This window comes from Nostoc cycadae WK-1, from assembly GCF_002897135.1.
Classification (GTDB): domain Bacteria; phylum Cyanobacteriota; class Cyanobacteriia; order Cyanobacteriales; family Nostocaceae; genus Nostoc_B.
Window position 1 is genome coordinate 130129 of the sequence record NZ_DF978423.1, and the last position, 19888, is coordinate 150016.

Here is a 19888-nt window from a genome sequence, read left to right on the forward strand (position 1 = left end):
ATTTGCCCTAAGTGTCTACCCAAAAATATCGGATTTTTTGCCTTTTTCAAATAAACAAAGGTAATAAAATATTTATCAGGGGAATATAAACAGGGATATTAAAAAATACTGCGTTTATTAAGCAAATTGGTAGCCTGATAAGCGCTGCAAGATGACATGACATAGCCCATAATCTTGCTTGGTATTCAATATTGTAATTCATTTTTTCCAGCGTTAGCGGCAATGTTCTTTATGATAAATCTTAATGGATGCAAACGTCTCTAGGAATAATAGTCATAAAATTACTGTAGATGTTGATTTTTGAACCTTAAGAGATTAACTTGTAAAAATTTAAGAGATATATTAGCTTTTCATAAATTAAAGTCTGTTTTTAGATAGTAGTTGATTTTCTAATGTTGGTAATATTACTGAAACTTTATAAAAAGTAAAGTTTCTATTTTTATATATAAAAATTAGAAGATTTTTTTAAAACTTCTGGATAATAAATATTGATATAGTTAAACTATTAGCTAGTAATAATATTACTAGTTTTAAGTAATTAAATACCAAAAAAAATTCTAGGTTAAAATATTGCAGGTAAACTAATGTATACACCTCAAAAACTAAGAGTTACGCCTTCGCAACTAGTAGCCATCACAGTACTATTAACATTACTCTTATTTATTCCTCAAATTTGGCTTAATTGGCAAGCGTATTATAATTTCAACAATCTGACTAAAAATGAATTTAGATTACAGAAATTGAGCGATGAAATTATTTATCTTGATGAAGTATTAACCATGTCAGCACGGATGAATGCTGCTACAGGTAACTTGATGTGGGAAAAACGCTATCGTCAATTTGAAGTAAAACTTGATAATGCTATTCAAGAATCGATTAAACTAGCGCCTCAAGCATATAACAGCAAGGATGCTGAAAAAATTGATGTTGCTAATCAGCAGTTAGTTAAAATGGAATATCAATCTTTTGATTTAGTCAAAAAGAATAAACAACAAGCAGCACAACAACTATTGTCTAGCCGCAAATATGAGACGCAAAAACAGATTTATGCTGATGGCGTTATTAAAAGAAAGCAGAATATATCACTTGAGTTACAACAACAAGTCGCCAAATATCGCCAAAAAATATTTTGGGCAATTTTAGCTTCTATTATAAGTTTATTATTGCTAATTCCTGCATGGCTTTTGGTACTTAATTTATTGCGAGAATACTTAAAAGTGAAAAAAAATGCTCAAGTTGCTTTAGAAGAAACTAATTGGATTTTAGAAACAAAAGTTGCAGCAAGAACAGAAACATTAAATCAGAAAAATATTCAATTAGAACAGACATTACAAGAACTAAAAAACACTCAGGTACAACTGATTCAAACTGAAAAAATGTCTTCACTTGGTCAACTAGTAGCTGGTGTTGCTCATGAAATTAATAATCCGGTTAATTTTATTTATGGCAATTTAATATATGCGAAGGAATATACTCAGAAATTAATAGACTTAATTAAATTATATCAACAAGAATATTCTCATAATAACTCAAAAATAACTACTGTAATAAAGGAAATAGATTTAGAATTTATTCTTGAGGATCTGCCTAAAATCGTATCTTCAATGACACTCGGTGCTGATCGTATCCGTGAGATTATAATTATCTTGCGTAACTTTTCACGTCTTGATGAAGCTGACATGAAACCTGTTGATATTCATGAAGGAATTGACAGTACTTTGATAATTTTACAACATCAGCTAAAAGGTAAGCCGGAACAGAAAGAAATCAAAATTATTAAAGAATATTGTAGTAATTCACCTGTTGTTGAATGTTATGCAGGAGGATTAAATCAGGTATTTATGAATATTATTGGAAATGCTATTGATGCTTTACGCGAGAAGGAAGTAAAAGATTTAAAACAAGCAAAGGAACGAAATGCTAGTTGCATTACAATTCAGACTCAAGTGAAAAATGCAGAATCTTTAATAATTAGCATTAAAGATAACGGTTTAGGTATAAGTGAGGAATATAAAAATAGATTATTTGACCCATTTTTTACTACTAAACCTGTAGGCAAAGGTACAGGTTTAGGGTTATCTATTAGTTACCAGATTATAGTAGATAAGCATCACGGCAAAATTAACTGTATTTCATCTCCAGGAGAAGGGACAGAATTTGTGATTGAAATTCCGATAAAGCAGACAAAATAAGTAGTCAATCAATTTTAGATTTTGGATTTTAGATTTTAGATTAACTGGGTAAGTCCTATCAACTAACTCTCAGCGCAAAATTCGCATTGTCAAAGGATAACGATAATGTTCTCCATGATATGCTTTGATGGCAGCAAAAGTGACAAGAAAAGATTGTAAAAAAAGTAACCCAAAAATTAAAAATGTCCAGACTAAAAGCAAACCATCTAAAACCGATTTAATTTCGTTAACTGCACCATTAGTTGTGATGGCAATACCACAGCTACCCAGTACCAGTAACAAAGAAAAAATAATTATAATTAAAGTATACAAAGTTAGTGAGATTTGAAAGTTTAAAGATTCTCTACCTTGAAAGTCAATCCAAGGATATTGAGATTTTTTTAGCCGCCAAATTACTAAGGGTAATAAAATATTCAGCGGTAAATACAAAGGAATACCCAGAAAGACTAATCCAAATAACAATAGCCATGCTACTAAAGCCGAAATATGACATAACATCGCCCATGTACGCATTTGTTTTTGGACTTGTTTTCTCATGGCTTGTTAATTAAGGCTGTGGATAAATAAAATTGATATCTACCACACTACCTTTAAACTAGCAGGACAAAAGTTTAAAATTTGAGTATTTCTCGCTCATAATTTTCGGGTAAAGGTTCTACTTCCCAGACGATACCTTCGCCTGGTTCTAAGGCGACTTCTACATAGAGTTGTTCAACAGCGGTTGTGGCTATATCTTCGTTGTTGGGGAAAGGTTGTAAGTCTTCTGTGAGGAGTCGGATTTTAAAACCGCCGGGAATAGCTGCGCCAACTATGGCGTTACGCAATTCAAACCGCCAGTAGGGTGAGTCTGGTTCGCCTTGGGGTGTAATTGTGAGTTCGTAGAATTGTCCAGCGATCGCCAGCCGTCGTGATATATTCACCTCAGTTTGTCTATCGCCTACACTCCGCGACGCTGCACTTAATTCTAAATTCCAGCGTTCCCAACCAATAGTTTCTGCAAGTTGCGATACGCCACTTTGCAACCATTGTAAAACTGAACGCTGTTCTGGTAATCCGATGCGTTTTTCATAAAGATTTTGTCGCCAACCGCTATGTTCAATTAACCCACCCCACAGTTGAAAGGGAATTGCTAACCGCGGGGTGATGACTTCGGTGTTAGCGAGGCGGTCAATTAAGTTGTGCGCTTGGGCTTGTGGTAGGGTGGGAATTGCTGTAACAGTGCTGCGTGTCGGTTCTGCTGGACAAAATTCTCGCGCTACCGCTAAGACACTAATATCAGTAATTATCTCAGTCGCATCTAAAGAGTAAGTGCGATCGCCTGGATCATAATTTCCTTTATGCTTGAGTTGGGCATGAGTGCAATAACCCCAAACTCTGACATAGCCTGCATCTGGTTCTACTTGCACAGCTAAATAATAATCACCCAACCAACTTGGTAAATCTACCCATTCTTGTGGTACGCGCAACTCACTCAAATCGATACTTTCACTGGGAACTAAGATAAATCTCATTGCATCTACTGTAATAGGAGTTCCATTCACCAGTTCCCAAAAACTGGATAATGCAGTGGTATTTGGCCAAACCTTTGCCTGTGGTGTAAAGTCCTCCTGTAACCAAGGTAAGACAGCATTCAGGCAAAGTTCATTTAAATAGGCTTGATAATCAGCACTAGGATGAGAAAAAGCTTGACTGCGTTGGCTGAATTCGGGAATCTCTAAAATTAAGTCTGTGGAATTGGTTAAAGTAAAAGTCATGGCGGTTTCTCCGGGGAATGGTTTGGCTAGTTTTGGCGCTACCAGGGAAACAATCTCTTCCCCGCACAGGCTACAAAATGAATTTGGGTATAAGTTAGTGAGAAGATGCACTGTAGTAATTTTGTAGCCATTCTTCCATCACAGCACTCATACTTTTTAGTAAGTCTGATGTCACAGAAATATGCAGACTATCTTTGCACCAGTTAGCTAAAGACCGAAACAAAACCTCCTTCGCTTTGGTTAGTCGCCGCGAAACAGTATATTGTTTCATATCTAGTTGTTTAGCGATCGCATCTTGATTAAGTTGCTGTGCATAGTATAGTTGCAATATTTCCTGAAGTTGCGCTTCTAGTTGGGCGATTGCCGTTGTTAATATTTGATTAATCTCACCTTGCTGTTGAGTTCTCGCTTGTGCTTCTTCTTGGGCGACAATTTCGTTAATTAAAGATTCTTGCGTCCCTGGTAAATTATCCAGCAACTCAAATCCATCATCACCACCTTTGGAGACATTGAGAGAATCGGGGGTGGGATAAAGATACTTGCGAACAGCTTTCGCCGCACTGAGTAGCCACTTTTCCAGAGTTTCGGGATTAGCTGGTTGGCTACTTTGGGAATTGTAGAATTTCGCGATCGCTTCCCAAGTGGTATCATCAGGGCGAGATAATTGCCGAGAGTTACTCGCTTTGGTAGGAACATACAAAGTTTTGAAAGCATTCCCAGCCAAAATGTAAGCGCGGACTGTCTCTGGGGATAAACCAGCATTTTGCAAAGATTCTTCTAATCGCTTTTGACTAGTTTTGCGTAACAAACCCCAATCACTACAGATATCGACTTCTTGACGCTGACGCAAAGTTTCGCGGATAGCGGTACTAAAAATCAGACTAGCGTAGTTTTTTAAAGTACTAGTTTGGGAAGGATTGAAACCTTTGAGAACACGTTCAACTTGAGCGATCGCAATTTGAAAACAATCAGATAATTTAAATTGGCTACTAGCAAAACCAGCACAAGTTTTTTGCGATGTCCAATAACAAGGTTCTTGTAAATACGCCGTGAGATGCTGTTTCGCTAAGGATGCGGTGGCTGAATCTTGGCAAAATTTATACCAATACAGTACCCAGAAATATTCCGAATTTTCTTTGGGTATTTTCTGAAGACAACCTTGGATACTGCGACGCAAGCGCGATTCCGTCGCCCAACGACTGAAGCGATCAGCATCAAACTGCACGAAAGTTGAAAAAATTTCAATAATGCTTTGTCGAGGTTGCATAAAAAACTGACAATCCGACCTATAGGATAACGAAAGCTGCACAAACTTTACTACAAGGGCATTGCATTATGTTTCGGCTGTTAATGAAATCTTTAGGGCGATCGCTTAAATGTCAATTGTCGCTAATATCATAATGGAATTTTCCATATTTAACGGGGAGCGGAGGTAGATAAATGGTTCAGTCGCTACCAATTCCTATAAGTGTTGACCAGTTCCTAGACTGGTATCCAACCAATTCAACCCAGTTTCGTTATGAACTTCATCATGGATTTATTAAACAAATGCCACCACCAACAGGTGATCATGAGTTAGTTATTGCATTCTTAGTTAAACAAATTTTACTGGAGTGCGCCCGTCTTTCAAAACCGTTAGACATTCCTAAAATGGCATTTGTTCAATCAACTGAAGGTGAATCTGCTTTCTTACCTGATGTGCTGTTATTGAATCGTCTTAACCTAGTCAACGAGTCATTATGGAGAACCAAATCAACGTTAACTCAAGCGGATTCAATCCCTTTGGTAATTGAGGTAGTGAGTACGAACTGGCGTGATGATTACTTTACCAAACTTGGTCAGTATGAAGCTATTGGCATTCCAGAATACTGGATCATAGATTATGCGGCTTTGGGTGGAAAAAAATTTATTGGCAATCCTAAACAACCCACTATCTCGATTTACTCATTGCTTGAAGGAGAATACCAAGTTAAACAATTCCGAAACAGCGATCGCATTGAATCACCTACATTTCCAGAATTAATTTTAACTGCCGAACAAATTTTTCAATCTGCTGTAGCCAATTAGGGCGATCGCCCTCTAACTTCTGACACCTGTAAACTGTACTTCCAGCTTCATGCCAATTTTTGTAGCCTTGAGGCGCTGTTTCACTACCTCAATTGTTAATTTCACTGCAATACATTTGCTCTAAAGTTACTCTGTAATTTGGGATAATTTAAGATAATTGACGGCAAAAATATCACCATTATTCGTGCGGCAAAAATATAGTCCCAATAATAAAAGCCGCCATATTTTAGTGGCGGCTTTCTTGTAAAATGGGCAGTACCAGACTCGAACTGATGACATCCTGCTTGTAAGGCAGGCGCTCTACCAACTGAGCTAACCGCCCGTTCATTTCACTAACAATCAATATAGCAAAATATTTTGAATCGCGCTAGTATTTTTGAGAAAAAATTTTTTCCTTCTTTTTGAGAACCTGTAAATGCCCTCTGGTCAAACGCACGATCGCATTACTTTATGGGCTTTGCCGTTGGTGGCGGGTGTGTCTTTCTGGCAGACTCGCAGTAGCAGCGTGACTCTGCTGGTGGCTGGTGGGTTTATGTTTGGCGGTCTGATGTTTGGCCCCGATTTAGATATTTACTCTCGGCAATATCAACGCTGGGGATACTTGCGGTGGATTTGGCTACCTTATCAAAAAAGCTTGCGTCATCGTTCTTTCTTATCACACGGGCCGATTATTGGCACGACGCTGCGGGTAATTTACCTTTTGGTGTTGCTGGCGATCGCAGCTTTAATCGTGTCGGTAATTATCGAAAAACTGGGAAGCACCGCATTTAATTGGCAAGCTTTAGGTAAAAATGTCGAGCGATCGCTTGTTGGTTATAGTACAGAATATCTTGCCCTATTTCTTGGTTTGGAACTCGGCGCGATGAGTCATTCTCTTAGCGATTGGGGCGGTTCGGCATATAAGCGAATGCAAAAGCAGGGAATTCGCGGTTTAATTCCTCACAAAGTCAAGAAACGTAAAGTATCAAGTCGCATTAGTCAGCCTAAACCTAAACCTAAACTTAAATCTAATAACAAGAAACCAAAATTGTAATCCTGTTGCTATCCTCACAAGTTCCTCAAATTGTTCTTCTAAATTAACAGTGTAGGTAAGACAAGCTTTATTTACTTAGGCGTTTTCCCGCTGATTCATCTGTGCATTCTGACTCCTGAATTCTATTAATATCAAGCAGCTACTAAAGTTTTTCCCCATAAAAATCAATTAGGAGAAGAATTTATGTCTATTGCCAAAATAATACAATCAATTACAGATGGTACGACGCAAGTTTTCACTTATATTTTAGGTGCAGCCAAGAGAATTTTTAGTCCTAGAGATGATAATTACCCAGAAACGGGCGTTCAACCATTTGAAGGTGATATTTCTGAAGATAAACGTAGACATTAAGGTTATATGGGCGACCAAGTAAGTCGCCCCAATCAAGTAAGGCGGCAAATATGATTACTGTTAGGAAAATTAACGATGAGTTAGCGATCGCCGGACAAATTACATTAGACCAATTACAGGAATTGGCTAATGAGGGTTACAAGTCTATACTCAATTTGCGATCGCCAGATGAAACAAACTCATTAGATAACGAACAAGCAAAAGTGGAGTTGTTAGGATTACAGTATATTAATTTTCCGACAAATTTGAGAGAAATTAATCATCAAGCCGCACTCGAAATTTTTCGAGTTATCAATCAATCATTAAAACCTACGTTGATTCATTGTGATGATGCTATTCGTTCAGCTGCCATAGTCTTTTTATATATTGCTACTAAACAAGGTGTGACTTTTGAAAACGCACTCCAACAAACTATCAATTTAGGCTTAATTTCTTCTCATTGCTAAAAATAATCTGATTAATCATTTATTTTTATTCTTTTATAGCTGTAGCCAAGGTAGTTAGGACATCGGTAAGCGATAAAACTTAGACAATAAAAGACTTTTAACTCTGTCACCTGTCACCTGTCACCTGCTATATAAAAACACCATGATAAATTGGTGCCTCATCATCAAAAATCCACATTAAAAGAGGCGATTTAAAATGACTAAAACTTTGATTAATCTGACAATATCCATAGTTATTCAAGAGCTTGAGAGTATTTTAGACACTTACCCTCATCATCCCTATCAGGAAGCTTTTGCCAATCCAGATATTAGGCAAACTCTAGTTGCTTATATTTTAAGCCGAATTCCCAATCAGTACATCACAGTTGATGCCGCAGAAAAACCAGAATTTAATTGTTCCGAATCTATGTGTCGTTCTTTAGAACGTTCATTGCACTTAGAATCCGTTATTCGCCAAGGAATTGAAAAAGTCTTAGGTGAAGCAGAGGAGGATATTCATCGCTACATCCCCGAAGCAGTTGATCCCAATTTAGCTGCATCTCATTGGTTTGGCTAAGAAGACAATTGAATGAGACTGTTGGCGATCGCCAATGAGTGCTACAAAAAAGATAAATAGTCAATTCCTCTCATATTGGGAACTTAGTGTGTAAAATTCGTGTCTTTCAAAGCACTGAGAAACTTATGTAATCGCAATGTCGAAAACATCTTTAAATAGAGGGATACGATTATCTTTGACGATATTGGCTTTCTGCGTCACATCAACAACTAATACCATCACTAATGCTCAAGAAGCACCACCGATATTTGGAGATGTGACTGTCAACCATCCATTTTCCCCAGATCCTCTAACTGTTCGGGGAATGAGTGGCGGTTCATTCTCTGGGAGTAAAATTGCTGGTAGGAGAGAAACACTTACTGGGCCTTGTGATGGATTTGTGGATGAGGCACCAGACCATACCTTAGCACTCACAACCAAATTTGATTATCTCAAATTACAAGTGCAGAGTCCCCAGGATGTAACTATGATTGTTAAAGGGCCTGGCGGTACATGGTGTAATGACGATTTTGAGGGCAAAAATCCTGGTATGAGTGGTGAATGGCTACCAGGAAATTATCAAATTTGGGTAGGTTCATACAAAGAAGGTCAATATTACCCTTACACGTTGAAGATTACGGAAGTGAAATAGTTCAGAAGGCTTACATTCTCAACTTTCAGCAGCATATTGATTACCTGAATTGATGTAGATTCAGGTTCTACCTTTCCTGGAGACGTTGTTCAATCCTCAAGGCTGATTGATCTCTAGCTAAATTACCTTGTAAACCACCAGTGTGAACAAGCAGTAGGCGATCGCCTTTACTAAAAAATCCTTGTTGTAATAAATCCATCACCCCATAAAACATCTTGGCGGTGTAGACGTAATCTAAAGGTATACCGTGGGTTTGGTGAAATTGCTGGCTAAACTTGAGTAGTTCATCGTTGATTTTGGCATAACCGCCGAAGTGGTAATCACAGATTAATTCCCCCGTACACACAGAGTTATTTGGTGTTGGTAAACCAGAAGCAAGATAACTCTGTAATAAGCTGTCAATTTCTGATTGCAGAAATGAACCATTTTTGAGGATGGGAAAAGCGATTCCTCTCTGCTTGTGAGTTAGTGAAAGTAAAATACCTGCAAAAGTCGTACCTGTACCACAAGCAACGCAAACAATATCAAAGTCTCCAACTTCTGGGAGTATTTCTGTACAACCGCGCACACCGTTTAAGTTACTTCCACCTTCAGGAATGATAAATACTTCACCGTAGCGTTCTTTTAGCTGTGCGTGTAATTCTGTGGTGTGGCGTTGTCTGTAAGTAGTGCGATCGCAATATACAAGCTGCATACCCTGTTGTACAGCAAAACTTAAAGTAGGATTCAGTGGTAATCTTTCCTCACCACGGATAACCCCAATTGTCTGCAATCCAAATAATTTCCCTGCGCCTGCGGTTGCAAAAATATGGTTAGAATAAGCACCGCCAAAGGTTAGCAGTTGGGAAAAATTCTTCTCCTCAGCCTCTAAAAGATTGTATTTCAACTTAAACCACTTATTCCCATTCACCCACGGGTGCATTAAGTCGAGACGCAGCACTGATAGTTTTATCCCAGCACGTTGGGTAATGTTGCAATGAATCTGTTGAGTAGGCGGAGGAAGAAAGATTGAGGACATGGAGACTATTGCACTTCTAATGGCCTTCAGATACCCGAATTCTTGAAGAAGTCGGGTATCTGCTCATTTAAAAACTAATGATAAACATTGATTAATTACAATGCTAAACCAATTTTAATCATAAATAAAACTTCCTGATGAGTAACTTTAGAAATTGGCATTTTACCAAATGAAAATAACAGTTCAATATAAGAGTAAGCAGATTCACTCCAGATAAATTTCTTTTTGGAGAAACCCAATGGTAGCACTCACAGAAACTACTCCAATTTTTTCTCATCCATCACGTTTAACTATCCAAACTATTGAAATTGCCACTCAAACTACCGCAATTCGTTGCCTTGATTGGGATAGAGAGCGTTTTGATATTGAGTTTGGTTTACGTAATGGTACAACATATAATTCTTTCTTAATTCAAGGTGAAAAGATTGCTTTAGTTGATACTTCACACCGTAAGTTTGAGCAATTGTACTTAGAAATATTAACAGGATTAATTGAGCCAACAAAAATAGATTATTTGATTATTAGTCACACAGAACCAGACCATAGTGGACTAGTTAAAGATATTTTGCGATTAGCGCCAAATATTACTGTTGTGGGTGCGAAAGTAGCGATCCAATTTTTAGAAAATATGGTTCACCAGCCATTTAAATCTATAATTGTGAAAAATGGCGATCGCTTAGATTTAGGCAATGGTCATGAATTAGAGTTTATCTCGGCTCCTAACCTGCACTGGCCGGATACAATCTTTACTTATGACTACAAAACAGGCATTCTGTACACCTGTGATGTGTTTGGGATGCACTACTGCGATGACCATACATTCGATGAAAATTTAGCCATTATTGAAGAAGATTTTCATTATTATTATGACTGCCTGATGGGGCCAAATGCGCGGTCAGTTTTGGCAGCTTTAAAACGCATTGAAAAATTAGAGATATTAACAGTAGCAACAGGTCACGGGCCATTGCTAAAACACAATACTTCTGAATGGATAAACCGCTATCAAACTTGGAGTTTAGAACAAACAAAAACTGAGTCATTTGTAGCGTTATTTTACACAGAAGATTACGGTTATAGTGAAGGTATTGCCCGTTATATTGCACATGGTATTACTAGAACTGGAGTAGTAGTTGAATTAGTACCGCTGAATAACACTGAACCTCAAGAAATTCGGGAATTAGTCTCACAAGCTGCTGGTTTAGTAATTGGAATGCCACCCCAATCTGCTATAGTTGCCCAAACAGCATTAAGTACGATATTGGCGGCGGCTCATCATAAACAAGCTGTGGGTTTATTTGAGTCGGGAGGAGGGGAAGATGAACCAGTTTATCCTTTACGCAACAAGTTTCAAGAAATTGGATTAACTGAAGCTTTTCCACCAATTTTAATTAAAGAAACTCCCACCAGAGCCACAGAACAATTGTGTGATGAAGCGGGGACAGATATTGGATTATGGTTAAACCGCGATCGCGCCATTAAACAAATCAAGTCCATCAACACTGATTTAGAAAAGGCTCTGGGACGCATTAGCACAGGCTTATACATCATCACCGCCAAAAAAGCCGAAATTCACAGCGCCATGTTTGCGTCTTGGATAACACAAGCCAGCGCCAATCCTTTAGGCGTAGCAATTGCTGTGGCTAAAGAACGCGCCATTGAATCCTTGATGCACGTAGGCGATCGCTTTGTGTTAAATGTCCTGGAAGAAGGGAACTATCAAGGTTACATGAAACACTTCCTCAAGCGTTTTCCTCCTGGTAGCGATCGCTTTGCTGGCGTGAAAACCTATCCTGCGGCGAATGGTTCCCCCATTCTTGCTGACGCTTTAGCTTACATGGAATGTGAAATCACCAGCCGTATGGATTGTGGCGATCATTGGGTGATTTATAGCACTGTGAAAACCGGACGAGTAGCCAACATCAATGCACTCACCGCTGTTCATCACCGCAAAGTTGGTAATCACTACTAAATAAAGGCAAAAGTAAAAAGGCAAAAGTAAAAAGCGCAAAGTTGAGCCAGTCACTTGCGGGGGTTTCCCCCGTTGAGTGAACTGGCGTGGCGGTGTCGGTTTCCGTCCCCGAAGTTTGCTCAACGCGGGGAACCCGCGCACGCAACTTCTCTTCGCCTAACTTTGTAAGAAGGTAAAAGTAAAAAGAAAATATTTATTACCTTTTTACTTGGTTAATAATCCATCATTCTTTATAACAAACCATGTATAAACCTGTTGATGATAACTCAATTAATGCCTATGAACTCAATAGAGTTCGTGTTGTTCGCAGCTTAGAAATGATTCAAGATGTGATTGTCATTTCTTTATGTATTGGCTTATTTAGCTTCATGGTTATTCAGGTGAGAGATATGTTTCTCTCGCTGTTACCTCCTCTGAACTTTCAAGTTGTCACTGCCGATATTCTTTTCTTGTTAATTTTAGTTGAGTTGTTCCGGCTGCTGATTATTTACTTGCAAGAACAACGTATATCTATTGGGGTAGCAGTCGAAGTTTCTATTGTTTCTGCTTTACGAGAAGTGATTGTTAAAGGTGTACTAGAAACTAATTGGACTCAAGTTTTAGCGACTTGTGCTTTCTTATTAGTCCTAGGAATTCTCTTAGTTTTACGAGTTTGGCTACCGCCTACATTTGAAGGTATTGATCCAGAACAACAAGTATCTCAACGCTACAAAAGCCATCGCATAAATCATTAGTAAATACGAAGTATGAAATGGATAAATTAGTATATCCAGCTTGATAAAAATTCATGGCTTGACCGATGAGTAACTTGGAAAAATCAAGCCTCTATCATAAAGCACCAAAAATTTTCATACTTCGTATTTCATACTTCAAACTTTTTACGAGGTTAATATATCCATGACTACTATCACACCCAGTCGTCCTAGAGATGTTCAGGTTGCAGAAATTGGACAGGATACAATAATTTTGCGATCGCGGACTTGGGAAAGACTAAAATTTGAGGTGGAATATTCCCGCCAAAAAGGAACCACAGCCAATTCTTATTTAATTAAAGCTGATAAAACAGCTTTAATTGACCCGCCTGGTGAATCTTTTACTGACATTTATATCCAGGAACTAGAACAACATCTCGATTTAGCCACTCTAGATTATATTATTCTCAATCATGTTAACCCCAACCGCCGCACCACACTTCAAGTATTACTATCTCATGCACCACAAGCAACGGTAATTTGCTCTCGTCCGGCGGCTAATGCTTTGAAATCCTCTTTTCCCGAATGGGAAGCACATATTCAAGCGGTACGTTCCGAAGATACTTTAGATTTAGGACAAGGTCATTTTCTATCATTTATCACTGTACCAACTCCTCGATGGGCAGATGGACTCTGTACTTATGATTCTGGTAGCAAGATTTTGTATACAGACAAATTTTTTGGCGCTCATATCTGCGAAGATACCCTTTTTGACGAAGACTGGAAAAAATTAGATGCAGAACGCCGTTATTATTTTGAGTGTCTTCATGCACCCCAAGCCAAACAAGTCGAAGTAGCCTTAGATAAATTGACAAGCTTAGGCGCGAGATATTATGCTCCGGCGCATGGCCCAGTTGTGCGTTATAGCTTGAGTCGTTTTACTTACGATTACCGCCAATGGTGTCAAGGGCAAAAATCGCCAGAGTTTAGCGTGGCTTTACTGTATGCTTCAGCTTATGGGAATACGGCAATTTTAGCAAATGCGATCGCTCAAGGATTAATTCAAAATGGTATTAATGTAGAGTCAATCAACTGCGAACTAGCAGACACAGCAGAAATTACTCGCCTCATAGAAGCCTGCGATGGATTTATTATTGGTTCACCCACTTTAGGCGGTCATGCACCGACACAAGTGCAAACAGCTTTAGGAATAGTACTTTCAACAGCCACAAAAACTAAGTTAGCAGGTGTTTTTGGTTCCTACGGTTGGAGTGGCGAGGCTATTGATTTATTAGAAAACAAACTCACAGATGCCAATTATCGTTTAGGGTTTGAAACCATCCGCGTACGCTTTAGCCCAACTGAAGAGATTCTCCAACAGTGTACAACTGCGGGTGCTACCTTTGCCCAAACTTTAAAAAGGAATAAAAAACTCCGTGTCCCTCGTCAAGTAGTTACAGAAGCACAAGTAGACCGTACAGAACAAGCTGTAGGAAGAATTGTTGGTTCTTTGTGTGTTGTGACAACTCGTGACCAAAATAGCCACAAAGGTATTTTAACTTCTTGGGTATCACAGGCAACTTTTAATCCACCAGGAATTATGATTGCAATTTCTCAAGAGCAAAACGCTGATTTGATGCGTCATCCTGGCGATAAATTTGTGTTAAATATTCTTAAAGAAGGTAGAAATGTCCGCCGCTATTTTTCCCGTCATAGCACTTCGGGAGACAACCCATTTTCCAATCTTGGCACACAAACTGCGGCTAATGGTTGTCTCATTCTTGATGACGCATTAGCCTATTTAGAATGCACAGTGCAGAATCAATTGGAATCTGGAGACAGATGGTTGATTTATGCGGTTGTCGATAAAGGAGAAATGTTAACTTATGATGGTATGACTGCTATTGAACATCGGAAATCAGGGAGTTTTTATTAATCTTGTGATCTCGATTTATAGCGTTTTTTAAAACACCAATTCAGTAATCATAAAATAACCTCTCCCCTAACCCCTCTCCGCGTCGGAGAGGGGAGTTGAACTACCTCCCTCCCTCGCAGGGAAGGAGGCTGAGGGGTTAGGTTTTTGAGAATATTTAATCTACCTTTTGCAATTGTGCTACTCTGGGGTCAATAATTTTTTGACCTAAACTAGCAAATTTAATTGCTACAGATATTTTATTTCCTGTACCAAAAACATGAGTTATTTCCCCAATTCCAAAGGTTTTGTGTAGTACTTGATCACCAACTTGCCAATTGTGAGAGCCTTCTTGCTGTACGTTGTTTGTTGTAGCAGTTTTAGGATAATTTTGACGAATTTTACTTTGGCTAGTTAATAATTCTGGGGGTAATTCGTCGAGAAATTGCGATCGCAATGCAGGTTCCCGTGAACCATATAAACGGCGTTCGCGGGCGAAGGATAAATGTAACCTTTCTTGGGCGCGGGTAATTCCCACATAACACAAGCGGCGTTCTTCTTCTAAGGATGCAGGATCATTCATAGAACGGTAGTTGGGGAATAATCCCTGTTCTAAACCCACTAAAAAGACTACGGGAAATTCCAATCCTTTAGAAGCGTGCAGAGTCATCAAAGAAACCGCTGTTTGTCCTTCTTTTAAATTATCTAAATCAGAACTCAGGGCGGTACTTTGCAAAAAGGCTGTTAAGGAAACATCTTCATTTTCTTCTTGAAATTGCAAGACGGCGTTATAAAGTTCCTGAACGTTTTGAATTCTATCTTCTGCTTCATCAGTACCTTGACTTTGCAAATCTTGAACGTAACCAGATTCTTCTAACAAACCCATGACAATTTCCGAAACTGGAACCGTGGCGACTTGTTCTTGATAACGGCCAATCATTTGGCCAAAGTTATTCACCGCTTTTGCAGAACGCCCAGCCAACGTATTCACAGATGTTTCATCGCTGAGAATTTCCCACAAGCTGACACCTAATTGCTGCGAGGCGTTAATTAAGTTATCAATGGTGGCTTTACCAATTCCCCGTCGGGGAGTATTAATTACCCGCAATAAACTGACTGTATCAGATGGGTTGGCGATCGCTCTGAGATAAGCTATCACATCTTTAATTTCTTTCCGGTCATAAAATTTCATCCCCCCCACCACTGTATAAGGGATTTGATTTCTCACCAACAATTCTTCAAAGGGGCGAGATTGAGCGTTGGTGCGATACAAAATAGCAAAACTACCCCAATTTAATTCGGGATGTTGATGTTCTAAAGTCCGTATTTGCCGAATGACAAAATCTGCTTCCGCCAGTTCATCATCAGCTTTATGACAATAAATTTGTTCACCACTTCCCCGTGTTGGCTTGAGAACTTTATCAATGCGTTGGGTATTATTTTCAATTAATTCGTTTGCCGCTTGCAAAATATTTTCACAAGAGCGATAGTTTTCTTCTAACTTCACCATTGTGCGGGTATCTTCATCTGGCAACCCATCGCCAAAATCGTTCTGAAATTCCAGTAAAATAGTAAAATCTGCCATACGAAAACTATAAATTGATTGGTCAGCATCGCCTACTACAAATACCGAGCGATTCTGCCAATTCCATTCGCTTTTTCTCTCTTCACCGTTGGTCACTAACAACCGAATCAAGTCATATTGAGTGCGGTTGGTATCTTGATATTCATCTACTAAGATATGACAAAACTTGCGATGCCAATAACCTAATACTTGCTCGTTTTGTTGAAATAACTTAGTAGGGACAAGAATTAAATCATCAAAATCAAGGGCGTTGTTTTCTGCAAGTTTATCTTGATAGGAACTGTAAACTTGAGCTATTACCCGTCCGCGATAATTAGGCTGGTCTTTTTCAAATTCTTGGGGTGACAAACCTTGGTTTTTGGCGTTACTAATAGCGTAGCGTACAGAACGCGGTTCAAACTTTTTATCGTCGAGGTTTAATTGTTTAGTGACGATTTCTTTAACTAAAGATTGAGCATCAGATTCATCGAAAATTGAAAAATTCCGATTCCATTTGCGCCCCTTTTCATCTTGATATTTCTCAATATCAAACCGCAAAATCCGCGAAAATAAACTGTGGAAAGTGCCACACCACAAATCTTTGATGGTTGTGCGGTAAACTTGCGATCGCAGTTTTGTTTGTTCGTGTTCTGGTAATAAATCAAATTTTGTCCCGTGTTGCGTCATCGCCAATTGTTCGGCGAATAGCTTTTGAATACGTTCCTTCATTTCTCGTGCGGCTTTGTTGGTAAAAGTCACCGCCAAGATATTTTCCGGATTGACACGGTGTTTGAGAATCAAGTTAGCGATGCGATAAGTTAGTGCGCGTGTTTTACCAGAACCAGCGCCAGCCACAACTAACAACGGGCCACAATAGTGTTCTACGGCTTGACGTTGGCTAGGGTTAAGGTGACTGAGAAAATCAATAGTTGTAGTCATGGCGTGAGGGATGCGGGTGTGTCGCTGCTAGTCATAAGGTATTTTAGCAGTGTCAACCCTGTGGTTTTAACTAGAAAAGTGCGATCGCACAAATATCAAGCCAGAGTATTCTTGTTGATCATAAAGACTAACCCAAAAACGGAAATAAGTCTTACTAATGTGCTGTTATCAAACTTGAATATCATTCACTACAATAACAACGCTGCAATCTTGGCTTGCACTTCTTCAATCACTGTCTCTGGTAAAGACTCAACAAACTTAACATTACGAGCTTTCCAGTCTAAACACTTAATTTGATCTACAAGAATAACTCCGTAAGTCTTAAACCCTGATGGGATAATTACCTCCAAAGGATAGCCCTTCTGTTGCTTGGTGATAGGCATCAACAATGCTAAGGAAGTTTTCTCATTATAAGTATAGGGAGAAATCACAAAAGCAGGCCTCACACCTTTTTGCTCATGTCCTCTTGTGGGTTCAAAGTCTAAATAAACAATATCTCCCCGATTAGGAACGTAAGGATTCACTTGTGTTACCAAACTTCATTTCCTACATTGATTCCAGTATCAACTTCAGTATGGAGATTATCTGGAGTGATTTCTTGTACCAATTCTTCAAGTGAGTATCGCTTGCGAATTTTGGGTTTCACTACTAAATTTCCATCTACCACACCAATTTCCACTTCAGAACCTTCAGCTATTTGAATTTCTTTAGCTAAATTTTGGGGAATACGAACAGCAAGACTGTTTCCCCACTTTGTAATAGTTGCAATCATAAGACACCACTAAAATGAGTAAAACAACTTTAAGCAATCTGGGAATTAACTACGTATATACATAGTATATACGTATAATTAAACTTATTTGATTGTTTGGAACATAAACTTTACTAAACTAAATACCCCTCAACACTCCTCAGTATAAGTCTTGCAGCAGATGAAACACCCCGACTATCTCCTAATTGTATTAAGCTTTCGTGATTAACATTGGCTTACGTACTTGTCAATGAGTACATATTGCATATACTGAACAGTATAGTGATTATAAAGTTTTGTATAGCGAGGACTAGGAATGTACATAGTACAGATTGCCTCGGAATGCGCTCCTGTAATTAAAGCAGGCGGTTTAGGGGATGTTGTTTACGGACTGAGTAGAGAATTAGAGGGCAGGGGAAATTGCGTTGAAATCATTCTGCCCATGTATGATTGTATGCGCTACGACCATATTTGGGGTCTGCATGATGCTTACAAAGACTTGTGGGTACCCTGGTACGGTGCAGCAATTCACTGTTCTGTATACTGCGGCTGGGTGCATGGTAGGCTGTGCTTCTTTATTCAACCCCACTCCGAAGATAATTTCTTTAATCGCGGCTGTTATTACGGTTGTGATGATGACAATATGCGCTTTGCCTTTTTTAGCAAAGCCGCTTTAGAATTTTTAAATCAAAGCAACAAGCGACCTGATATTATCCATTGTCATGACTGGCAAACAGGCTTAATTCCCGTATTGCTGGCTGAGATTTACAAGTATAACGGTATGGAATATCAGCGGGTTTGCTACACCATCCATAACTTTAAGCATCAAGGAATAGGCGGTGGAGAAACCCTTGCGGCTACAGGTTTAAATCGAGAGGCTTATTATTTCCAATACGATAAGCTGCGTGACGACTTCAACCCCTTTGCGTTGAACTACATGAAAGGGGGTATTGTTTATGCCAATGCAGTCACTACAGTTTCGCCAAACCACGCTGAGGAAGCTCGTTATACAGAAGTTGGTTGTGGTTTAGGTCATACGTTACATTTGCATCAAGATAAATTCACTGGGGTGCTTAACGGTATCGATTACGATTTTTGGAATCCTGAAATTGACCGCTACATCCCCACGAACTATACCTACGAAGATTTTGAACAAAAAATATATAACAAAAAAGCTTTGCGAGAGCGACTCTTGCTTGACGCTGCGGATAAACCAATCGTTGCTTATATCGGTCGGTTAGATAATCAAAAAGGTGTGCATTTAGTACATCATGCTATTTATCATGCACTCAGTAAAGGCGCACAGTTTGTCTTACTTGGTTCAGCTACAGAAGCCGCAATTAATACTCATTTCCACCACGAAAAAGAATTTTTAAATAATAACCCCGATGTGCATTTAGAATTGGGCTTTAATGAGGAATTATCTCACCTTATTTATGCAGGGGCGGATATGATTGTTGTTCCCAGCAATTACGAACCCTGTGGTTTAACCCAGATGATTGGTTTAAAATACGGCACAGTACCCATTGTTCGTGGTGTTGGTGGGTTAGTAAATACGGTATTTGATCGAGATTACGACCAAAATTTACCACCAGAAAAACGCAATGGCTACGTATTTTATGACACAGATAATTATGCGCTTGAGTCTGCGATGAATCGAGCAATTGATTTGTGGTATGAATCGCCTGATGAGTTCCAGCAACTAGCGATTCAGGGGATGAAATATGACTACTCATGGAACATTCCGGGAGCAGAGTATCTCAAGATTTATGAGTGGATTAGACATCGTGGGTAAGCCAGCGTCATTAAATGACTTTCTCTGAGAAGCGGATTTATCTTGGGTTAATTTAATATAAATTCGATACTGTAGGGTGCGTTTCGTGATGGCGATCGCACCTTTACTAATTTATAAATCTTCAAATAATTTTTACTAGTTAAAGATTTGTTTCTTATTCTCTTAATTGTCTGGAAAGTCTAACGATGCAGCTTGAAGTTAACCAAGACTGTAGCTTG

General features: G+C 38.8%; 18 protein-coding genes and 1 tRNA gene. 11 read left to right on the plus strand and 8 right to left on the minus strand.

The window, feature by feature from the left end:
- Positions 1-584 precede the first annotated feature (584 nt).
- Positions 585-2192 carry a sensor histidine kinase gene (locus tag NCWK1_RS04930; RefSeq protein WP_103123933.1) on the plus strand — a complete coding sequence of 536 codons (1608 nt, stop codon included), beginning with the start codon at positions 585-587 and terminating at the stop codon, positions 2190-2192.
- A gap of 69 nt (positions 2193-2261) precedes the next feature.
- On the opposite strand, the gene NCWK1_RS04935 is transcribed toward NCWK1_RS04930, so the two are convergent.
- The 3 genes from NCWK1_RS04935 to NCWK1_RS04945 all read right to left on the minus strand — a co-directional run bounded on the left by NCWK1_RS04935 (position 2262) and on the right by NCWK1_RS04945 (position 5213).
- Entirely contained in the window at positions 2262-2729 is a 468-nt protein-coding gene (locus NCWK1_RS04935; RefSeq protein ID WP_096580791.1) for a DUF4870 domain-containing protein, read from the minus strand.
- Positions 2730-2803: 74 nt separating this feature from the next.
- Positions 2804-3946: a DUF1822 family protein gene (locus NCWK1_RS04940; protein WP_096580793.1), complete on the minus strand. Its 1143-nt coding sequence runs from the start codon at positions 3944-3946 to the stop codon at positions 2804-2806.
- Between the two features lie 94 nt (positions 3947-4040).
- Positions 4041-5213, minus strand: a complete 1173-nt coding sequence (locus NCWK1_RS04945; protein WP_103123934.1) for a sigma-70 family RNA polymerase sigma factor — start codon at positions 5211-5213, stop codon at positions 4041-4043.
- Between the two features lie 173 nt (positions 5214-5386).
- Here NCWK1_RS04945 and NCWK1_RS04950 point away from each other — a divergent pair, with 173 nt between their 5' ends.
- On the plus strand, positions 5387-6013 hold the full coding sequence (locus NCWK1_RS04950) for a Uma2 family endonuclease (RefSeq protein ID WP_103123935.1): 627 nt from the start codon (positions 5387-5389) through the stop codon (positions 6011-6013).
- Between the two features lie 249 nt (positions 6014-6262).
- Here the strand turns inward: NCWK1_RS04950 and NCWK1_RS04955 are convergent.
- Positions 6263-6335, minus strand: a tRNA-Val gene (locus NCWK1_RS04955).
- Between the two features lie 93 nt (positions 6336-6428).
- On the opposite strand from NCWK1_RS04955, the gene NCWK1_RS04960 reads away from it, so the two are divergent.
- The 5 genes from NCWK1_RS04960 to NCWK1_RS04975 all read left to right on the plus strand — a co-directional run bounded on the left by NCWK1_RS04960 (position 6429) and on the right by NCWK1_RS04975 (position 9030).
- Entirely contained in the window at positions 6429-7046 is a 618-nt protein-coding gene (locus NCWK1_RS04960; RefSeq protein WP_103123936.1) for a metal-binding protein, read from the plus strand.
- A gap of 183 nt (positions 7047-7229) precedes the next feature.
- The gene (locus NCWK1_RS29405; RefSeq protein WP_187308058.1) at positions 7230-7397 is read left to right on the plus strand and encodes a hypothetical protein; all 168 of its coding nucleotides are present in this window, start codon (positions 7230-7232) and stop codon (positions 7395-7397) included.
- 50 nt (positions 7398-7447) lie between these two features.
- Entirely contained in the window at positions 7448-7843 is a 396-nt protein-coding gene (locus NCWK1_RS04965) for a protein tyrosine phosphatase family protein (protein WP_103123937.1), read from the plus strand.
- 196 nt (positions 7844-8039) lie between these two features.
- On the plus strand, positions 8040-8399 hold the full coding sequence (locus tag NCWK1_RS04970; protein WP_103123938.1) for a hypothetical protein: 360 nt from the start codon (positions 8040-8042) through the stop codon (positions 8397-8399).
- Between the two features lie 136 nt (positions 8400-8535).
- Positions 8536-9030 (plus strand): hypothetical protein, encoded by a 495-nt coding sequence (locus tag NCWK1_RS04975; RefSeq protein ID WP_096580805.1) that lies wholly within the window; start codon positions 8536-8538, stop codon positions 9028-9030.
- 67 nt (positions 9031-9097) lie between these two features.
- Here NCWK1_RS04975 and NCWK1_RS04980 read toward each other — a convergent pair whose 3' ends face one another.
- Complete coding sequence (locus tag NCWK1_RS04980) at positions 9098-10048, minus strand: 1-aminocyclopropane-1-carboxylate deaminase/D-cysteine desulfhydrase (RefSeq protein ID WP_103123939.1); 951 nt, start codon at positions 10046-10048, stop codon at positions 9098-9100.
- 238 nt (positions 10049-10286) lie between these two features.
- Between NCWK1_RS04980 and NCWK1_RS04985 the strand changes: the two genes are divergently transcribed.
- The 3 genes from NCWK1_RS04985 to NCWK1_RS04995 all read left to right on the plus strand — a co-directional run bounded on the left by NCWK1_RS04985 (position 10287) and on the right by NCWK1_RS04995 (position 14645).
- Positions 10287-12017 carry a diflavin flavoprotein gene (locus NCWK1_RS04985; protein ID WP_103123940.1) on the plus strand — a complete coding sequence of 577 codons (1731 nt, stop codon included), beginning with the start codon at positions 10287-10289 and terminating at the stop codon, positions 12015-12017.
- A 242-nt stretch (positions 12018-12259) separates the two neighbouring features.
- Positions 12260-12751 (plus strand): phosphate-starvation-inducible PsiE family protein, encoded by a 492-nt coding sequence (locus tag NCWK1_RS04990; RefSeq protein ID WP_103123941.1) that lies wholly within the window; start codon positions 12260-12262, stop codon positions 12749-12751.
- A 163-nt stretch (positions 12752-12914) separates the two neighbouring features.
- Positions 12915-14645 (plus strand): diflavin flavoprotein, encoded by a 1731-nt coding sequence (locus NCWK1_RS04995; protein ID WP_103123942.1) that lies wholly within the window; start codon positions 12915-12917, stop codon positions 14643-14645.
- A gap of 154 nt (positions 14646-14799) precedes the next feature.
- Here NCWK1_RS04995 and pcrA read toward each other — a convergent pair whose 3' ends face one another.
- From pcrA to NCWK1_RS05010, 3 genes are all read right to left on the minus strand, one after another.
- The gene (gene pcrA / locus NCWK1_RS05000) at positions 14800-17124 is read right to left on the minus strand and encodes a DNA helicase PcrA (RefSeq protein WP_103123943.1); all 2325 of its coding nucleotides are present in this window, start codon (positions 17122-17124) and stop codon (positions 14800-14802) included.
- 188 nt (positions 17125-17312) lie between these two features.
- Positions 17313-17660: an endoribonuclease MazF gene (gene mazF / locus NCWK1_RS05005; protein WP_103123944.1), complete on the minus strand. Its 348-nt coding sequence runs from the start codon at positions 17658-17660 to the stop codon at positions 17313-17315.
- Positions 17654-17896: an AbrB/MazE/SpoVT family DNA-binding domain-containing protein gene (locus NCWK1_RS05010; protein WP_096580819.1), complete on the minus strand. Its 243-nt coding sequence runs from the start codon at positions 17894-17896 to the stop codon at positions 17654-17656. The genes mazF and NCWK1_RS05010 overlap by 7 nt, the downstream gene beginning before the upstream one ends.
- A 295-nt stretch (positions 17897-18191) precedes the next feature.
- Between NCWK1_RS05010 and glgA the strand changes: the two genes are divergently transcribed.
- Positions 18192-19670, plus strand: a complete 1479-nt coding sequence (gene glgA / locus NCWK1_RS05015) for a glycogen synthase GlgA (RefSeq protein WP_103123945.1) — start codon at positions 18192-18194, stop codon at positions 19668-19670.
- Positions 19671-19888 lie beyond the last annotated feature (218 nt).

Excerpts from the sequence above, each read along its gene's own strand:
- NCWK1_RS04930 (WP_103123933.1), top strand. The coding sequence starts at position 585 with ATGTATACACCTCAAAAACTAAGAGTTACGCCTTCGCAACTAGTAGCC.
- NCWK1_RS04935 (WP_096580791.1), bottom strand. The coding sequence starts at position 2,729 with ATGAGAAAACAAGTCCAAAAACAAATGCGTACATGGGCGATGTTATGT.
- NCWK1_RS04940 (WP_096580793.1), bottom strand. The coding sequence starts at position 3,946 with ATGACTTTTACTTTAACCAATTCCACAGACTTAATTTTAGAGATTCCC.
- NCWK1_RS04945 (WP_103123934.1), bottom strand. The coding sequence starts at position 5,213 with ATGCAACCTCGACAAAGCATTATTGAAATTTTTTCAACTTTCGTGCAG.
- NCWK1_RS04950 (WP_103123935.1), top strand. The coding sequence starts at position 5,387 with ATGGTTCAGTCGCTACCAATTCCTATAAGTGTTGACCAGTTCCTAGAC.
- NCWK1_RS04960 (WP_103123936.1), top strand. The coding sequence starts at position 6,429 with ATGCCCTCTGGTCAAACGCACGATCGCATTACTTTATGGGCTTTGCCG.
- NCWK1_RS29405 (WP_187308058.1), top strand. The coding sequence starts at position 7,230 with ATGTCTATTGCCAAAATAATACAATCAATTACAGATGGTACGACGCAA.
- NCWK1_RS04965 (WP_103123937.1), top strand. The coding sequence starts at position 7,448 with ATGATTACTGTTAGGAAAATTAACGATGAGTTAGCGATCGCCGGACAA.
- NCWK1_RS04970 (WP_103123938.1), top strand. The coding sequence starts at position 8,040 with ATGACTAAAACTTTGATTAATCTGACAATATCCATAGTTATTCAAGAG.
- NCWK1_RS04975 (WP_096580805.1), top strand. The coding sequence starts at position 8,536 with ATGTCGAAAACATCTTTAAATAGAGGGATACGATTATCTTTGACGATA.
- NCWK1_RS04980 (WP_103123939.1), bottom strand. The coding sequence starts at position 10,048 with ATGTCCTCAATCTTTCTTCCTCCGCCTACTCAACAGATTCATTGCAAC.
- NCWK1_RS04985 (WP_103123940.1), top strand. The coding sequence starts at position 10,287 with ATGGTAGCACTCACAGAAACTACTCCAATTTTTTCTCATCCATCACGT.
- NCWK1_RS04990 (WP_103123941.1), top strand. The coding sequence starts at position 12,260 with ATGTATAAACCTGTTGATGATAACTCAATTAATGCCTATGAACTCAAT.
- NCWK1_RS04995 (WP_103123942.1), top strand. The coding sequence starts at position 12,915 with ATGACTACTATCACACCCAGTCGTCCTAGAGATGTTCAGGTTGCAGAA.
- pcrA (WP_103123943.1), bottom strand. The coding sequence starts at position 17,124 with ATGACTACAACTATTGATTTTCTCAGTCACCTTAACCCTAGCCAACGT.
- NCWK1_RS05010 (WP_096580819.1), bottom strand. The coding sequence starts at position 17,896 with ATGATTGCAACTATTACAAAGTGGGGAAACAGTCTTGCTGTTCGTATT.
- glgA (WP_103123945.1), top strand. The coding sequence starts at position 18,192 with ATGTACATAGTACAGATTGCCTCGGAATGCGCTCCTGTAATTAAAGCA.